This is a genomic window from Sporosarcina sp. FSL K6-6792 (genome assembly GCF_038004885.1).
In the GTDB taxonomy this organism is placed as follows: Bacteria; Bacillota; Bacilli; order Bacillales_A; family Planococcaceae; genus Sporosarcina; species Sporosarcina psychrophila.
Genome location: NZ_JBBOSA010000001.1, coordinates 3290316 through 3307254, shown reverse-complemented (window position 1 = coordinate 3307254; position 16939 = coordinate 3290316). Strand labels below are relative to the sequence as shown.

18 protein-coding genes are annotated in these 16939 nt (G+C 42.4%); 7 read left to right on the top strand and 11 right to left on the bottom strand.

Annotated elements, in window-relative coordinates; genetic code table 11:
* Positions 1-19: 19 nt before the first annotated feature.
* The 7 genes from MKZ26_RS16210 to MKZ26_RS16180 form a co-directional block, all read right to left on the bottom strand.
* Entirely contained in the window at positions 20-847 is an 828-nt protein-coding gene (locus tag MKZ26_RS16210) for an undecaprenyl-diphosphate phosphatase (protein ID WP_067213548.1), read from the bottom strand.
* 7 nt (positions 848-854) lie between these two features.
* Positions 855-1466 carry a DedA family protein gene (locus MKZ26_RS16205; RefSeq protein ID WP_067213549.1) on the bottom strand — a complete coding sequence of 204 codons (612 nt, stop codon included), beginning with the start codon at positions 1464-1466 and terminating at the stop codon, positions 855-857.
* Positions 1467-2430: 964 nt separating this feature from the next.
* Positions 2431-2631, bottom strand: a complete 201-nt coding sequence (locus MKZ26_RS16200) for a hypothetical protein (RefSeq protein WP_340766789.1) — start codon at positions 2629-2631, stop codon at positions 2431-2433.
* A 106-nt stretch (positions 2632-2737) separates the two neighbouring features.
* Complete coding sequence (locus MKZ26_RS16195) at positions 2738-4360, bottom strand: long-chain fatty acid--CoA ligase (protein ID WP_340766788.1); 1623 nt, start codon at positions 4358-4360, stop codon at positions 2738-2740.
* A 243-nt stretch (positions 4361-4603) separates the two neighbouring features.
* The gene (locus MKZ26_RS16190) at positions 4604-5752 is read right to left on the bottom strand and encodes an acyl-CoA dehydrogenase family protein (protein WP_340766787.1); all 1149 of its coding nucleotides are present in this window, start codon (positions 5750-5752) and stop codon (positions 4604-4606) included.
* Positions 5753-5833: 81 nt separating this feature from the next.
* Positions 5834-6598: a 3-hydroxyacyl-CoA dehydrogenase gene (locus MKZ26_RS16185; RefSeq protein WP_445683462.1), complete on the bottom strand. Its 765-nt coding sequence runs from the start codon at positions 6596-6598 to the stop codon at positions 5834-5836.
* A 75-nt stretch (positions 6599-6673) separates the two neighbouring features.
* Positions 6674-7822: a thiolase family protein gene (locus MKZ26_RS16180; RefSeq protein WP_340741051.1), complete on the bottom strand. Its 1149-nt coding sequence runs from the start codon at positions 7820-7822 to the stop codon at positions 6674-6676.
* A 188-nt stretch (positions 7823-8010) separates the two neighbouring features.
* On the opposite strand from MKZ26_RS16180, the gene MKZ26_RS16175 reads away from it, so the two are divergent.
* The 5 genes from MKZ26_RS16175 to MKZ26_RS16155 all read left to right on the top strand — a co-directional run bounded on the left by MKZ26_RS16175 (position 8011) and on the right by MKZ26_RS16155 (position 11482).
* Positions 8011-8361, top strand: a complete 351-nt coding sequence (locus tag MKZ26_RS16175; protein WP_187046131.1) for a lmo0954 family membrane protein — start codon at positions 8011-8013, stop codon at positions 8359-8361.
* A 16-nt stretch (positions 8362-8377) separates the two neighbouring features.
* Complete coding sequence (locus MKZ26_RS16170; protein WP_067213554.1) at positions 8378-9016, top strand: PspA/IM30 family protein; 639 nt, start codon at positions 8378-8380, stop codon at positions 9014-9016.
* A 114-nt stretch (positions 9017-9130) separates the two neighbouring features.
* On the top strand, positions 9131-9832 hold the full coding sequence (gene liaF / locus MKZ26_RS16165) for a cell wall-active antibiotics response protein LiaF (RefSeq protein ID WP_340766785.1): 702 nt from the start codon (positions 9131-9133) through the stop codon (positions 9830-9832).
* The gene (locus MKZ26_RS16160) at positions 9829-10875 is read left to right on the top strand and encodes a sensor histidine kinase (RefSeq protein ID WP_067213556.1); all 1047 of its coding nucleotides are present in this window, start codon (positions 9829-9831) and stop codon (positions 10873-10875) included. Before liaF ends, MKZ26_RS16160 begins: the two co-directional genes overlap by 4 nt.
* Complete coding sequence (locus MKZ26_RS16155; RefSeq protein ID WP_067213557.1) at positions 10850-11482, top strand: response regulator; 633 nt, start codon at positions 10850-10852, stop codon at positions 11480-11482. The genes MKZ26_RS16160 and MKZ26_RS16155 overlap by 26 nt, the downstream gene beginning before the upstream one ends.
* A gap of 58 nt (positions 11483-11540) precedes the next feature.
* Here the strand turns inward: MKZ26_RS16155 and MKZ26_RS16150 are convergent, their stop codons facing one another.
* Both MKZ26_RS16150 and MKZ26_RS16145 read right to left on the bottom strand, forming a co-directional pair.
* Positions 11541-12014: a DinB family protein gene (locus MKZ26_RS16150; RefSeq protein WP_340766784.1), complete on the bottom strand. Its 474-nt coding sequence runs from the start codon at positions 12012-12014 to the stop codon at positions 11541-11543.
* 84 nt (positions 12015-12098) lie between these two features.
* Positions 12099-12422, bottom strand: a complete 324-nt coding sequence (locus MKZ26_RS16145) for a hypothetical protein (protein ID WP_340766783.1) — start codon at positions 12420-12422, stop codon at positions 12099-12101.
* Positions 12423-12700: 278 nt separating this feature from the next.
* Between MKZ26_RS16145 and MKZ26_RS16140 the strand changes: the two genes are divergently transcribed.
* Together MKZ26_RS16140 and MKZ26_RS16135 are read left to right on the top strand one after the other, a co-directional pair.
* A complete protein-coding gene (locus MKZ26_RS16140; RefSeq protein WP_156476121.1) occupies positions 12701-12799 on the top strand; it encodes a YjcZ family sporulation protein in 99 nt (32 codons plus the stop codon).
* 292 nt (positions 12800-13091) lie between these two features.
* Positions 13092-13736, top strand: coding sequence for a CPBP family intramembrane glutamic endopeptidase (locus tag MKZ26_RS16135; RefSeq protein WP_067213559.1), 645 nt, complete (start codon positions 13092-13094; stop codon positions 13734-13736).
* Between the two features lie 84 nt (positions 13737-13820).
* Here MKZ26_RS16135 and MKZ26_RS16130 read toward each other — a convergent pair whose 3' ends face one another.
* Positions 13821-16025, bottom strand: a complete 2205-nt coding sequence (locus tag MKZ26_RS16130; RefSeq protein ID WP_340766782.1) for a sensor histidine kinase — start codon at positions 16023-16025, stop codon at positions 13821-13823.
* Between the two features lie 153 nt (positions 16026-16178).
* Entirely contained in the window at positions 16179-16868 is a 690-nt protein-coding gene (locus MKZ26_RS16125; RefSeq protein ID WP_067213561.1) for a response regulator transcription factor, read from the bottom strand.
* Between the last annotated feature and the right edge of the window lie 71 nt (positions 16869-16939).

Here is a 16939-nt window from a genome sequence, read left to right as displayed (position 1 = left end):
CAGGAGTCGTTTCAGATTCTTATAAAAACACAATAACCGCTAGCACAGCTGCTAATATAAGTCGGTAAATTGCGAACGGTACAAGCTTGACGCGTGAGATGAGCTTCAAGAAGAAGCGAATCGAGATAAGCGCAAAGATGAATGCACTGATGAATCCGACGATATAAAACGACAGATTATCCATTGATAAGTACTCCCAGTTTTTCAAAACCGATACAAGGCTTGCACCCATCATAATTGGAACAGCCATTATGAACGTGAAATCTGCTGCCGTTCTATGGTTCATGCCGAACAGTACTCCACCCGAAATCGTAGCACCTGAGCGCGAAAATCCTGGCCATAATGACAGACATTGGACAAGACCAACCGAGAATGCCTGTTTGTATGTGATTTGGTCCAACGTTTGTACTTTCGGTTTTTTTGGACCAAATTTATCAGCCACTATCATAAGAATTGCCCCTGCCACCAAGGCAAAAATAACCGTTTCCACTCCGAATAAATAATCATCAATCAGATCTTTAAACGCAAATCCAAGAATGACAGCCGGAAGCATACCGATAATGACATGCCCTAAATTGAAACGTGAATTCATCTTTTTACCATCAATCTTATAAAGTCCGACTAGGCTAAAAAGACGTTTCCAAAATACGACGACAACCGCTAAAATCGATCCTAGCTGGATAACAATCTTAAATGTAATCGCGGGATATTTACCTAAAAACTCTTCTGTCTTCAGCCACATATCATCGACAATGATCAAGTGACCCGTCGATGATACAGGTGCAAACTCCGTCATACCTTCAACAAATCCAAGTATTAACGCTTTAATCAAATCAAATAATTCCATAAGTTAGTTACACTCTCTTTCTACGGAAGCGAATATACCAAATGCAAATCGCAATTCCGCCAATTGCTAGCAGTGCGTACGCAACGTTCGAATAGATGTCCATATAATGAACAATCGATTGCCAATTGTCGCCGACTGCTGCGCCGATCATAACAAGTGCCGTATTCCAGATCAGACTACCGATTGTTGTAAGTAAAATGAATAGCGGGAAGTTCATATTCGACATACCTGCTGGAATCGAGATTAGGCTCCGTATTAGTGGAACTAGGCGACAGAGCAGCACTGTCCACGGACCATATTTGTCGAACCATGCATCGGCCTTGCGGATATCTTTTCGAGTAAGACGTAAAACGCCACCCCACCGATCAACAATTTTCTCAAGGCGTGCCACATCGAGAAATAACCCGATACTATACAAAATCATCGCCCCAATAATTGATCCAGCCGTTGCCGCAATGATTACACCCATTCGAGTCATATCCGAATAAGTCGTCATGAATCCACCGAATGTCAAAATAACTTCAGATGGTATTGGTGGAAACACATTCTCAATCATGATTAATAAAAACACACCAAAATAGCCAAACTGGTCCATAAATTCAGTAATCCAATTTTCCACGCTTCGCCCCCACCAACTATTACTTTACTAAATACCGAATGCAAGTGCAAACTGACTTCGTGAAATGAATAGACGTTCCTTTATAAGAAGAAGTTGCCTTTCTTATCAATTATTTTATGCGAAAGAGTCCATCGCTATGATTCTACGTCGGTATTACCCGCTTGAATCATCCTAGAGGATCATTCATTTTTTGTTGATAACTTCATAAAGTGCCGAGTTATCAACAGTCATCAGTTGATAACTCTGAAAAATGTTTATAGTTTCAGAATTTTCTATCGGAAATCATCTTTTTAGGTTATTAATCAAATTCTAGAGATAGATATCCACAATTTCCTCCCCAGTTAACAATCCCTCCACAATGATCAATGGAGTTATACACTACCCACCAAGCTATATATAGTCCATAGTCTGGTAAGTTATATTTATACCGAATATCAGGAATACGATTCACTAAAGTACTAACTATCGGGTTGATTATTCAAGTACTAAACCACACTAGGTTAATTAACCAAATTCATCCAGTATGACTACATACTTTTATGACAAAATTCTAGACGCCTTATGTACAGCCGCATTTGGATCGCTTTGGATTAAATGATCTCTATACGATTAACGAGATGTCTTGATGTGTAGGGATGCAACTTCGTCGCATCCCTACACATTTTTTTCGGTAATTGTATGGTGCTTATTCATCCGTCGCGCTCCAAATACCTACATACACGAAGTGTTGAAGCGTTTTGGGACGAAATAATAGAGGCGCATCGACCTGGATAAAAGCCACCAAAGATGCAATTTTGGCGGCTGAGGCCTTGTTTAAGGTTTTTTCTTTTTTACCAGTAAAGAGGTGTCACTTTCTATAAGGTGTTACATGATTAGATGCATACTCTTTGCTAAAAGTGAGCAAGGAACGCATTATAATCTGTGCTAGAGTGCCCGAAATTGTATCTTCGGGCACTTACACTCTCTATAGAATGTCATCTATTCTTTTCTTCCTAACAACTGCATTTTTCACTTGAACATTGTAGTTACGCGACGGACAGATAGTCGCAACAGGCTGACCAAGGAGGAATGAATTGCAATTCCTCTCCAAGGGAAGTGGCGGGAAAGGTGTTGTAATCATATCGTCCAAAGCGAGTCGGAAATGTACAAGTGCAAATCTAGACATGTATACTGTTCTCATTGCGGAGCTTATTAAGGCCTGATACTGATCTATATACGTTGAAATGAAAAAAAGACCAAACCAGTGTGGTTACGGCCCCTTTTTGTGTGTTTTACACTTGCTGATAATGTTCCGTCAATTGATTACGTAATGAGGCTTTCAGGAATTTACCGACGGATGTTTTCGGGATTTCATCCAAGAAGACAACATCGTCCGGCACCCATAATTTAGCGAACTGGCCTGCCAAATAGGTTAGCAACCGCTGTTTCATCTCTTCGTCAGCAACCTTCCCTTCTTTCAAGACAACACACGCCAGTGGACGTTCAATCCATTGCTCATGCGGTATTGCTATCACTGCCGCTTCAAAAACATCTTCATGCGTCATCAGCGCATTCTCCAAGTCAACAGACGAAATCCATTCGCCTCCACTCTTGATCAAATCTTTTGTGCGGTCCATCAATTTAAGATAGCCGAACTCTGTCATAACTGCGATATCGCCTGTGAATAGCCAGCCATCACGGAAAGCTTCTGCTGTACGCTCATCATTGTAATATTCACTTGCAATCCAAGGTCCCCGAATAGCTAATTCGCCCATTGTTTTACCATCCCAAGGCGCATCTCCGGCTTCATTAACAATACGGACTTCAAGACCCGGCATCGGCATACCTTGAAGTGCACGGACATCGATTTTCTCATCCATTGTTAAATCGGTCATCCCTGACGAATAGACAGATAGACTGACTAGTGGCGATGTTTCAGTCATGCCATAGCCAACGATGAACGGAACACCTAGTTTTTCTTCGAATGCACGGATCAATCCTTTTGGTGAAGCTGAACCACCGCTTACAACGGCTCTAAGTGATGACAAGTCTCTCGGGCTCTCCTCCTGCTCCTTCAGCACTGCTAGCCAAATTGTCGGGACTCCCGCTGTTACAGTCACCTTCTCCTGCTCGATCAAGTCCAGCAACAGCTTCGGATTTAAGCCTGGCCCCGGCAGGACTTGTGTTGTACCAAAAAAGACTGCGGCGAATGGCATTCCCCATGCATTGACGTGGAACATTGGCACGACTGGCAGAATTACATCTCTCTCCGATAAACCCATAGCATCAGCTAGTCCTAGCGCATAACTGTGCAGAACAAGTCCGCGATGGGTATAGACGACTCCTTTCGGATTGCCCGTCGTAGCGGATGTATAGCACATGCCAGCTGGCGTATTCTCATCGAGATCCTCTGGGAATACAAAGTCTTCAGATGCTTCAGCTAGAAGTGCTTCATACGAATGGACATTTTCGAGAGATGTTTCAGGTATTTCAGTGCTGTCTCCCATGATGATATAATGTTTCACCGTTTTCAGATAAGGCGCAAGTTTTTCAAGATGCGGAAACAGATTATCATCGACAAGCAGGATTTCATCCCCAGCATGGTTGATAACGTATGCAATATGTTCCGGAGATAATCGTATATTGATCATATGAAGGATGGCACCTGTTCCCGGCACACCGAAATACGCTTCTAAATGTCGATGGTGATTCCAAGCAAACGAGCCAACTTTCGTTCCATGCTCCATCCCGAGTTTCGTCAGGGCATCCGCCAGTTTGCGTGTTCTTTTTGCGAACTCACTATATGGAATCCGGTGAATCGAGTTTTCTCCTGTTCGTGAAATAATTAATTTGTTAGGGAAATATTGCTCTGCTCGTTTAATAAAGGAAGATAATAATAGTGGTGTTTGCATCATACTAATCTCGCCCCTTTTCATGTAGAATATTTTTTACGTAAACAGTGCATTATAATAGTAGGTATACATCTCATATGGTCCCGAAAGATAATATGCCCTACGAAACCAAGTTATTCCTACTTATATAGTTTGCAGTATTGAATACGGTGTACAAACTGAGCGTATGTGCCTTAAATGGGTAGCCGAGCGCCAAGACAGATTCAATGGCGTTCTTTATATCAACTTACTAAGCAACCCTAATTTCTACAAGCCCATATTCTTCGCGATGATGACTTTCATAATTTCATTCGTCCCTGCGTAAATCGATGCCACAGGGATATCCCTGTAACGTCTCGCAATTTTATATTCTTCCATATAACCGTACCCACCGTGCAACTGCATACATTCTGCCGAAATTTCTCGCGCCGTATCGGTCAGCCAATATTTCGCCATCGATACTTTTGTGACGACATCTTTTCCCGCTAGATGATCTTCGATAAGTGATTCTAGAAATACTTTTCCAATCTCCACTTTCGTTGCAATTTCAGCAAGTTTAAACTGCGTGTTTTGAAACGAACCAATCGGCTTATCAAATGCTTTCCGCGATTTTACATACTCAAGTGTCATTTCTAGCATATCCTCTGATGCCGTTTGTGCGGCAATCGCAACAACAAGCCGTTCCTGCTGTAGTTTCTCCATTAGATAGCTAAATCCTTTTCCTTCTTCGCCAATTAAGTTCGTTACAGGTACACGGCAATCTTCAAAGAACAATTCCGCCGTGTCTTGCGAATGCAACCCTACTTTATCGAGTTTTCGACCTTTTGTGAAACCTGGCGTACCTTCTTCTATAATAAGCAAACTGACGCCACGATGTTTTGGTTCGGCATATGGGTCAGTTTTTACAGCAACGAGTATAAGATTCCCATTAATACCGTTTGTGATAAACGTCTTTTGACCATTCACGACGTAATGGTCCCCATCTTTAATTGCCGTCGTCCAGATATTAGCCAAGTCCGATCCTGTTCCTGGCTCTGTCATTGCAATAGCGGTAATATTGTTAGCGCTTACACAACCAGGTAGCCAACGCGCTTTCTGCTCCATTGTGCCGAACGATTCAATATATGGAACAACGATGTCATTGTGCAAGCCTACCCCTGTGAGACCCGCGCCTACACGCTCAAGTTCTTCCCCGATGATTACACTAAAGCTGAAATCCAGACCAAGCCCTCCGTATTTTTCATCCACTTGCGGACAGAGGAACCCCATCTCCCCAAGTTTTTTCCAAAATGCGATTGGTATAAGCCGATCTTTTTCCCATGTATCGTAGTGTGGAACTGCTTCTTTCTGAAGAAACTTCCGAAGTGAATCTCGAAACATGACGTGCTCATCCATTTCAAATCTGTATCTCGCCAACGGTCTAGCCCCTCCTTTTGTAACATGTGCTTTGGAACGTGTTCGAGTTGCCATGTTTATCGGCGAACCATTGTTTCCAACTCACTTTGGTTGCATCCGAATCGCACCATCCAACCGAATTACTTCACCGTTGAGCAGTGTATTAGTAAATATACTTTCAACAAGCTTTGCATATTCATCTGGTCGCCCAAGTCGTTTCGGGAACGGTACCATTGAAGCAAGTGAATTACGTGCGGCTTCCGGTAGCCCCTCGAATAACGGTGTTTCTACAAGACCCGGTGCAATTGTCATCACTCGGATACCGAATGCCGCGAGTTCACGTGCAATCGGTAATGTCATTCCAACAACGCCGCCCTTTGAAGCACTGTATGCAACCTGTCCAATTTGTCCCTCGAAAGCAGCAACGGAAGCAGTATTTACAATAACCCCACGTTCCCCTTCTTCGTTTGGCTCATTTCCTTGCATTGCGGCCGCCGCCACACGAATTACATTAAATGTGCCTATCAGGTTTACTCGAATGACTTGTTCAAACTGGTCAAGCACCATCGGACCGCTACGCGACAATACTTTCCCCGGCGTCGCAATACCTGCGCAATTAACAACGGCTGTTACTTCTCCAAACTTCTCCTTTACGGAAGCAACGTTTACTTCCACTTCTTCCGCATCCGCAACATCCGTTTTGAGGAATAAAACACTTTCCTCTCCAAGCTCTCTTGCAAGTGCTTGTCCACGCTCTTCATTCCTGTCGAAGATAGCTGCCTTTCCTCCGGCGTTTACTATCCTCCTTACAGTGGCCTCCCCAAGACCGGATGCTCCACCTGTCACGATTGCTGTTACTTTTTCCATTTCCACACCTAAATCCCCCTAATCGAATACACCTAAATTTCATTTAGCAGGGGTTTGACCCCTCACTGGATGAAATTAAATACGTTCAATAATTGTCGCGTTCGCCATACCCATTCCTTCGCAAATTGCGAGTAGCCCATAACGTCCGCCAGTCCGCTTTAATTCGTGAATCATCGACACCAGTAATCGCGTGCCTGTCGCGCCAAGTGGATGACCGAGTGCGATGGCGCCGCCGTTCGGGTTCAATTTCGTAGAATCAGCACCCGTTTCTTTCAGCCAAGCAAGCGGCACTGGTGCAAATGCTTCGTTCACTTCATACGTATCCATATCTTCTATTGTAAGACCGGCCTTTTCAAGTACTTTCCGTGTTGCTTCAATTGGACCAGTTAGCATTAACGTCGGATCAGAGCCAACAACAGCTCGTGCAACAATGCGTGCGATCGGCCTCACGCCAAGTTCGTCCGCTTTGTCGCGTGACATAAGGAGTACAGCAGATGCCCCGTCACTCATTTGACTTGCATTACCCGCTGTAATTACGCCATTTTCATCAAAGACCGTCCGTAATCCTGCCAACACTGCTGTTGTCGATTCGGGACGAGGGCCTTCATCTTTAGAAAATAGTTCTGTTGTGCCATCTTCTTTCGTGATTTCAACTGAAACAATTTCTTCTTCAAATTTCCCTTCATTAATTGCGTGAATCGCCTTTTGGTGACTTTCGAATGAAAAGCGATCTAGTTCTTCCCGCGACAGTTCCCACTTCTCAGCAATTCGTTCAGCTGATAGTCCTTGATTAATAATTTCATATTTTTCTAGGAGCTTTGTACTTGGTTTAGCATCTCCCATATTGGACATCATTGGTGCACGCGTCATACTTTCAACTCCACCTGCAATGACGATATCCATATCCCCAGACAGAATTGCTTGTGACGCAAAATGAACAGCTTGCTGACTCGATCCGCATTGCCGGTCAATTGTCACACCAGGCACATGTATTGGGAATCCAGCGATGAGCGCTGCTGTCCTAGCAATATTCCCACCTTGTTCACCTGATTGGGTAACACAACCAAGAATGACGTCTTCCACGTCTTCTTTGTTTATCCCTGCACGTTTCATAAGTTCCTCAAGTACCACAGCCGCAAGTTCATCAGGTCTGTAGACCGAAAAGCTCCCTTTTCTCCTACCTACCGCAGTTCTAACCCCCTGAACAATAACAACCTCTTTCATACCCACACCCCGTTACCCGAATTAATTAACTTTTCTTATAATAATAGAATACATGAAAACACTTACAAAATCTAGTATGACTTAGATCGAATCAGCCTCAAGTCCTAGGTGGAAATCCGCTTAGCGCCCGTTTGGACGAGCCGGAAATCGTTATAAGATTAAGCTACAAACGAAAGGAGGAACAACAAATGAAAAAACTAGGTCTTGCAGCACTTGGTATTACAGCAGCAATCGTTGCCCTTGCGAATCTCGGCTCACTTCTCGCACTTGCATTTTCAGCATTGATTGCATACGCGGGGTTCCATTATTTCAGAAAGAGCACTTCCACAATCTCGAAATTGTTCTGGGGAGGCGTACTTGTCATTGGCTTGTTAACAGCAATAGCAAATGTACCGGCATTCATCGGAATCATTGCTTTAGTCGGTGTTCTGTATGTTTGGCGTAAATGGCATGGCTCAGAAAACAGTAACATCATCAATAACCCTACTGACGATCCATTCGTAAACTTCGAACGTCAGTGGAATGAAATTACAAAATAATGAGGAGGAACTAACTATGAACTCACTTTGGAATAGATTTAAATACTCGGTACAAGCAGATCTTCACACGGTGCTCGACAAAAAGGAAAGCAAAAATCCAATTGCCATGTTAAATCAATACATCCGCGAGGCAGAAAAACAGACCGAGTCAATCGGGAAATTGCTTGAACGTCAAAGCAAACTAAAAACAGAACTGCAGAAAGAGTTGGCAGAAGCTGAAAAAATGTCAGAAAAACGTCGTAGTCAGCTTGAACTTGCACAAACTGCTGGTGAAGAAGACTTAATCGCATTTGCCGAGGAGGAAATCGCTGCGTACGATACGCGTGCAGCAGAACTTTCGGAAAGCGTTATGGAAACGGCTTATGAATTAATTTCACTGGAGCGTAAATTCGAGGAAATGAAACATAAAGTGAAAGATATGAAAGTTCGTCAGCTGCAATTGATGGGGAAAGAGAATGTGACCCGCGCCCATCACCGGATGGATCAAATCATCTCTCCTGAAAATGCAGACAGTAAAATGGCATCAGTTGGCGATATGAAAAAGTATATCGAAAACCTTGGCGGAAAGATTGAACGTGAGTACGAGACGTCATCAATGGACCGTCGCCTTGAGACATTAGAGAAAGAATCCGCAAAAGAAGTAGAAATTGTGTAAAATAGACTGTAGGATGCAGGTATGCAACCGTCGCCGCAGGAATCGGTGTACTGAGGTTGCGTACCTTTTTTCTTATTTACAGATAATCTGACCTCAAGAAGGGAGAATAACAAAATGAAACGAATCGATACAAGCAAAATCACATTTTGGGGGCTAACTTTCCTGCTACTCATTTTTGTGGAGGCAGCTTTCTTTCATAACGGCAATATCGTGTTCGTCCTTCTTGGTGCCGGACTAATTTATTACGGTTTGCGGAAACGATCGAAGCTGCTATTTTTACCTGGCCTGTTTTTTATCGCAATGGCACTTTTCACATTGTGGAGTTTACGGATGCTCATTTTCACCGTCATCATCTACGTCCTCGTAAAACTATGGAAGGGCGTGCCGTCGGAGGAAATAATGCGTCCTCTCAAAGATCTTCAACGAGAAACGCCCAACGGAATTTGGAAAAACAAACTATTTTCCGTCCAGTCATCCCCCTTTGCGTCTTATGAATGGGAGGACATCCATATCCACGGATTCTTTGGTGATATTCACATCGATGTAACGGATACAGTACTGCCAAAAGGAACTTCTTTAATTTCTGTTAGGCAAGGTATCGGAAAAATAAAAATTGACTTACCTTACGAAATCCCCGTACGCATTCATTACACGACATTAATCGGTGATGCTAAGCTTTTCAATATTTATCGGAAACGGCTCATTAATGAATCGCTCCATATGAAAGATAGCTATGAAGGGAAATCTGCTGATTCCCCTGAACTTATCATTACGCTTTCCACTTGGGGCGGAGATGTCGAGGTGACACGAAAATGAAGGCAGTCATCGGACGCGGACTTGTTTTATCAATTTTATTTATTGCGATTGCAGCGGTGTACATCTATTTCCTTCTTGGTTTGCCAATAGAAGAAAGTTGGTTTGCATTTTATGAATTGCAATTTGCGAATGTTTCGCTTGGCTTGTGGATTTTGACTACTATTTTCTTGCTTGCCTGGGGAATCGCTATATGGACAGGTTTTTTAGGAAGTTCAAAAGAGAAAGCAATCGAGCAAAGAATAACAGGGTTGATCGACACTGAGCTAGAAACTGATTCAATCGAGAAGTTCTCTCCCCGTATGGACCGGGCAATCGGGACCGTATCAACGGTCATTCATACGCAGCGAAAAAGTCTGCAACGGATCATAGATGAGCGTGCGGAGGAGCAAGACAAACTTATCCAAGAACGAATTATACAAGAACGACAGCGACTCGCGCGCGAGTTACATGATTCTGTATCCCAGCAACTGTTCGCCGCATCGATGCTATTATCCGCTATTACGGAAAATAACGAAGTTGCTATAGCACAAAAACCGGTACTCCAAGTCGAGCGAATCGTCCAACAGGCGCAACTGGAAATGCGCGCCTTGCTACTCCATTTACGACCGGCGCCCTTGAATAACAAATCACTTGCCGAAGGACTTGAAGAACTTTTAATTGAATTAAGGGAAAAAGTGCTATTCGATATCCGATTCCGTTTGGAAGAAGTGACATTATCAAAAGGTGCGGAAGACCAGTTATTCCGAATCGCGCAGGAGACGCTGTCCAATACACTGCGCCATGCACAAGCCACGGAAGTCGATGTGCTATTTGTGGAACGAGACGGGCTCGCAATTTTCCGGGTGCAAGATAATGGTATCGGATTCAAAGATAGTGATGGAAAAGGCGGCTCATATGGTCTGCAAAACGTTAAAGAACGTGCAATTGAAATCGGTGGAACATGCAAAATCGTTTCCGTTCCCTCTCAAGGGACGATTGTGGAAGTGAAATTACCTGCTCGAAAAGGAGATGGCCCGAATGATCAAGATCCTGTTAGTGGATGACCATGAAATGGTGAGAATCGGTGTTTCTGCCTATCTACAGATTCAGCCCGATATGGAAGTCATCGGCGAAGCGGTAAATGGGCGCGAAGCCGTAGGAAAAGCACTTGAGTTACGCCCCGATATTATATTGATGGATATGGTGATGCCGGAAATGAACGGTGCCGAAGCAACTGCTGCCATCATTAAGGAGTGGCCGGAAGCAAAAATCGTTATCGTGACAAGTTTTTTAGATGATGACAAAGTATATCCAGCACTCGAAGCAGGCGCAATCAGCTATATATTAAAAACATCGAATGCGAAGCGAATTGCAGAGGCCATCCGTGAAACATTAAAAGGACAAACAGTATTGGAACCTGAAGTCACAACAAAAATGATGCGCAAAATGCGAGCAGGCAATGAACGGCAGCCCCATGATGAGTTGACGGAACGTGAACTTGAAGTATTATTGCACCTTGCGAAAGGTAAAACGAACCAGGAAATCGCAGATGATTTATTTATTGCACTGAAAACAGTGAAAACACATGTTAGCAATCTATTATCTAAACTAGAAGTGCAAGACCGGACACAAGCAGTCATTTATGCATTTAAGCATGAATTAGTAAATTGAAAAGCAGTCATCTTACGTCAGATTAACCTGACGTGTGATGACTGCTTTTTTTAATGAATTATTCTGAAGCCAAACGGTTCAAAGCATTAATCATGCCTGCATGAACGCCTTCATGCCACACTGCAAATTGAACGACTGCCTCAACTGTCACCATTGTATGCAAGGGTCCAATTGACATCGGTTCCTGTAACGTATTGCTTAGTTTACCTTCGAGCGCTTTAACGACACGTTCTGGCTGTTCCTCTAAAGCCGCGAGGAGCTCGTCTGTTGATGGAGCATTTCCTTCCCAGTCGTTAGGGCCTGATCCCGACACAAAAAGAGAGATCCATTCGGGATGGACAGGTTCATAACCTTCCACCGCTTTTTGAATGAGTGTTTCCATCGTTACAAAAATATGACCCGCATTCCAACGAATCGTGTTATTGAATCCTGTTGGTTGTGCATCCCAAGCTTCTGCTTTTGACTTTACAAGACGGCCAAGTGTATAAATACGTGTGAATTTTAACTGATTCATTGTTTCGATGATAATCATCCCTTTCTTTGCTTCTCTTCTACTCTACCGCATCTTACCTACAAATCAAAACGGTCGCTCCACAAAGGGGCGACCGCTACTAAGTTATGGTTTAAATGGATCTTCGTTCGGTTTCTCTTTATTCCATTTTTCGTGTGTTTCGTGATCAAACTTGTTATCTTCTTGATGTTTTTCACCAAAAGGGTATTGTTCGCCCGACCTTGGCTTATTATAACCCGTGTCTGTTTTGTATGTTCCGTATGCTGACTGTTCATTCTCACCAGTCTTGTCCAAGGTGTTTTTTCTAAAGACATCCGATGTATTCGAATCGGATGGATCCGCGAGTGGAAGCTCATCGGAATTAGCTACCCCTTTCACTTTCGGTTCAAGATCTTCTTTGTTTGGGTACTTACCATCTGATTTTGTCATAGTATCTATTGATCCTCCTTCTTCGAATAGTGATTCTATTCCCATATTTTAAACTAATGATACAACACATTTCATTAAACAAGCAAGTAGAATCCCATACTAGACAGCAGGATGGCCACTCCAATTACCACGTCTATCCATCTACTTGTCAGCTAAACTATTCTTCTAAATAACCAAAAGCAATTATTTCTTTGGCAGTCATAAAGGCGTTTGTACTTAGTGCCTAGTAATCTATTTGCATAAGCTAAATTAGACCATTCATGAAAGGAGTGTTGACAATGGGTCAATACGGAGGATATGAGAGCGGAAGCTCATTTGCGTTAATTATTGTGCTTTTCATCCTGTTAATTATTATCGGTGCTTGCTTCATTGGTTAATTAAGGATGTTGTGCATCTAGTACCAGCATACTTGCTATATATGTTGAAATAAAGAAACCACTGAATTTGCTACTGCGCTAGGGGATCCTGCCAGTCTTATGACTTTGGCTCCCCCTTAAAAGGCGCCTTCGCTCAATTTATATGGGTATTTATTTGGTCAACATATATAGTTTTTTTCTTAGGGAGCGCTTGAAAAGCGCTCCCTTTCCATATTTCCATTTTATTAATTTTAATGAAACTTTATACATTATTTGGTCGTCCAATACTGAATCAATGATTGGAGGATCTACTATGATTCGGGGAATTATTTTATCGTTATTCAGCATCACTTTTCTACTGTGGATTGAACAATCAGTAGAAGTTACATACATCTGGAAAACGGCGGCGAAAGTGACTCTATTCCTGCTCGTCCCACTCCTATTATTCCGCAAGACGGGATTCCCATTCTTACGCTTGGTCCAAACTGATCGAAAAAGCATGTTGATTGCGATTGGTTCTGGAGTTGCGATTATGGGGATTATCTTTGCGGCGTTCATCATCTTACAGCCTTTCATAGATATTGCTGCACTTCTAGTTGACCTTGCTAGTGCAGGTATAACGACTACAACATTCCCGTTCATCGCTCTCTATATACTGTTCGGCAATTCGATGTTAGAGGAATTTTACTTCCGCGGTCTGTTGCCAAATCTTGTTGGCAAGTCTCGGATTCGGTTTATTTTACCGTCATTCCTGTTTGCCATTTATCATATTTCAATTTTTCTTCCATGGTTCAGCTCAGCTCTTCTTATACTCGCTGTGACAGGGCTCTGGGTTGGTGGAGTTATCTTTCAACTTGCCAATGAAAAAAGCGGAACAATTTTGCCCTCTTGGACGATTCACATGTGTGCAGATATTGGTGTACTACTTATCGGTGTCTATATCATGTACTTCTATTGAATAAGGCCACATGACAAAAAAAGCTGTACACATTCCCCTTCTATAAGGGCTTTGCATACAGCTTATTATTTGTATATCTATTTGTTAAACCGCCGCCACGACGACCGTTACTTTGAATAAATCCCCATCTACTTCGATTTTCATATTCCCATTATGCAAATCAACGATGGATTGCGCAATCGCAAGACCAAGTCCTGAACCATCTGTATGGCGTGATGTATCCGCCCGTTTAAAGCGTTCATATAATTCGTCGATATTTTCACCGAGCTCATACTTCGTCACATTTTTCACGACGAATTCGGCCGTATCCCCTACTTTTCGAAGCGTAATATAGACACGGGTACCCGGCAATGTGTACTTGATGGCATTAACAATCAAGTTATCCAATACGCGCCACCATCTTTTCCCGTCCACATAAGCAACGAGTGCAGCTTCAGGGAAATTCACCCTAAAATCCAGTCCTGATTTCGAGATTTCTTCTTCGTGCTCTGCAAGTGCTTGTTGGAGTAATTGCGTCATATCAACACGCTGCTTGTTAAGCTCCAAGTTACCACTTGCCATTTTCGATACTTCGAATAAATCCTCGATTAACGTCTTCAAACGCTGTGACTTTTTGTCTAAAATGTCTACATATTTTGTACGTTCTTCAGCTGTAATGTCTTCCTTTTTCAAGAGATCCGTGTAGGTAATAATTGATGTCAATGGAGTCCTGAGATCATGACTGACATTCGTAATTAGTTCTGTTTTCAGTCGTTCGCTTTTCGCCTGTTCAGTCATTGATACATGGACACCTTCACGCAAGCTATTCAAATTCTTCGCGTGTTCGGCAAGCGGTGACTTCCCTTCGACCTTAATTTCTTCATGAAGGCGACCGTTCGCCATTTCTTCCGTAGCCAAGATAATTCGGTTCAAATAGGCCGAACGTTTCACCAACATATAAAGTGCCGGTAAGCCTAGAAAAAGTACAGCCGGAATGTAGAGAATTAAAGACGGAGGCATCAGTAAAACGACTACGAAACCAATTCCAGCAAGGAAAAAGCCGATGAGTAAAATGAATGTCTGAACGCCAATTGACTTTTTCAAAAACATCTCTTTAAAAGCTCCAAGGAATCTCACTGTGTAACTGTCTGCGATGTCTTGTACAAGTACCCCTTCATGTTCCAATCTTATTATTCCATTAACGATTTGAAACACAGTTACTAATAAGAACAGAACAAGAAATGCAAACTGTATCACGATCGCTATCCAAGACTCCATACTGTTCACGAAAATGAAATATGAGAACCTGTGTGACATGGCAGTTAATGCAACGTATAGTGCGAAAACAGAAATACCCAATAGCATTACTTTCATATCAATTTTGAGTTGATCATATTTCAAGACTATGCGATTTTGAGTTACCCATTCATTTTTAAACTTTAGTTTTGTGAATAACACAACTAATGCGAGTGCCCCTACTAACCAAAGAACAAACGAAAAGTATCTGTCCTGGTTATATCGTTTTACTTCATGACTGAGTAATCCATCTTTCAAAGCAACTTTCGGAACGATGACTACTCCTTCAAATGCCCGCGCAGGATTGCTGATTGATAACATGTCGTCCCAGTCCATTTCAATTTCACTTCTCACATAACCTACGGAACCCCAATTCTCCAGTGCTGGTATTGACTGTGCTTTAAAATAACCATTTCCTTCATTAAAGGTTCTTTTATAAGCAGCAGAAGCATTGATATCGCCTGAAGTGAACGTTTCTCCTGTTTTGGTATCTTTAAATTTATATGCAACTGGGAAACCTTCAAAGCTCTGTTCTTGATTTTCAATCAAATAGCGATTCAGGAAAGCTGCCTTTTCAGCTCTAATTTTTGCTTCTACATGCGCATCACTTTCAAAATTTTGTTGGATATCATCTATTTTATCGTCTCTTTCCTTGATTAATGTGGATTTCAACTTTTCACTTTTCGCCGCTTCTGCATCAGCAATCCGATTCACGTATTGGTCTTGGATATTGGCGATTTGCTCTGACAATGATCCGTACTGATTACGGTGTTCCTCAATTTCCGATTTCGCTACCAGAATCTTTTTTTCTGCTTCTTCCAAATTAACCGGATTCAAAACGGTTGGACCGATGTTTTCATAAAAAGTATTCATACTGGATTTAAAGTCTTCCGTTTCGACGAAACTATTTCCGATATATTGAGGACCCTTCTGTACAATTGAAATCAGTGCCATTAAAAACACCGCTGCAAGTATAGCCCATAATATTAGGGGCGATTTATTAATCTTCATCATTAAACGCCTCCTTTAATTAGCCTGTTTAATTGGGCGATGGCCCGACTAGAACGCTCCACACCATTGCCGACCAAGTCGATGATATAGGAGAAACAGTAACCAATACTCAGTGCCGCTATAACAATTGCAAGAATCGACCAGAAAGTAGTATAATCATTTTTCGATTTTGTAACCAATGCCCCATACCACCTTTACATACCTTGGATTTTTCGGATCTGCTTCGATTTTCTCACGAATTTTACGAATATGAACTGCGACAATATTTTCAGCATTGTACGCCGCCTCGTTCCAAACCCGTTCATAGATTTCACTGATAGAAAACACACGTCCTGCATTCTTCATCAGTAATTCTGTGATTTTGTATTCGATAGGAGTCAGCTTTACTACATCACCATCGACGGTTATTTCCTTCGCCTCTTCATCAAGAACAAGTCCGTCGATTTCTACTTTTTTCTGACCGTCATATGTACCAAATTGAATATATCGACGTAATTGAGACTTCACACGTGCCATCAATTCCATTGGATGGAACGGTTTGGTCACATAGTCATCGGCTCCCACAGATAAACCGTGAATTTTATCTGAATCCTCCGCTTTTGCACTTAACATGATAATCGGGATATTGCGCACTTCTCGAATTTTGAATGTCGCCGTAATACCATCCATATTCGGCATCATAATGTCGAGAATGAGAAGATGGACGTCGTTCGACTCCAATAACTCGATCGCCTCTTTGCCATCCGCCGCCTTTAGTACGTCGTATCCTTCATTTTTCAAATAAATTTCAATCCCGTCACGGATATCCTGATCGTCATCCGCTACCAACACCGTGAACTTCGCCATCTTCCGCACCTCGCTTTTCTTAACTCTATGATACCAATTGTACCCGCCAAATCTTAACATTTACCAATTGT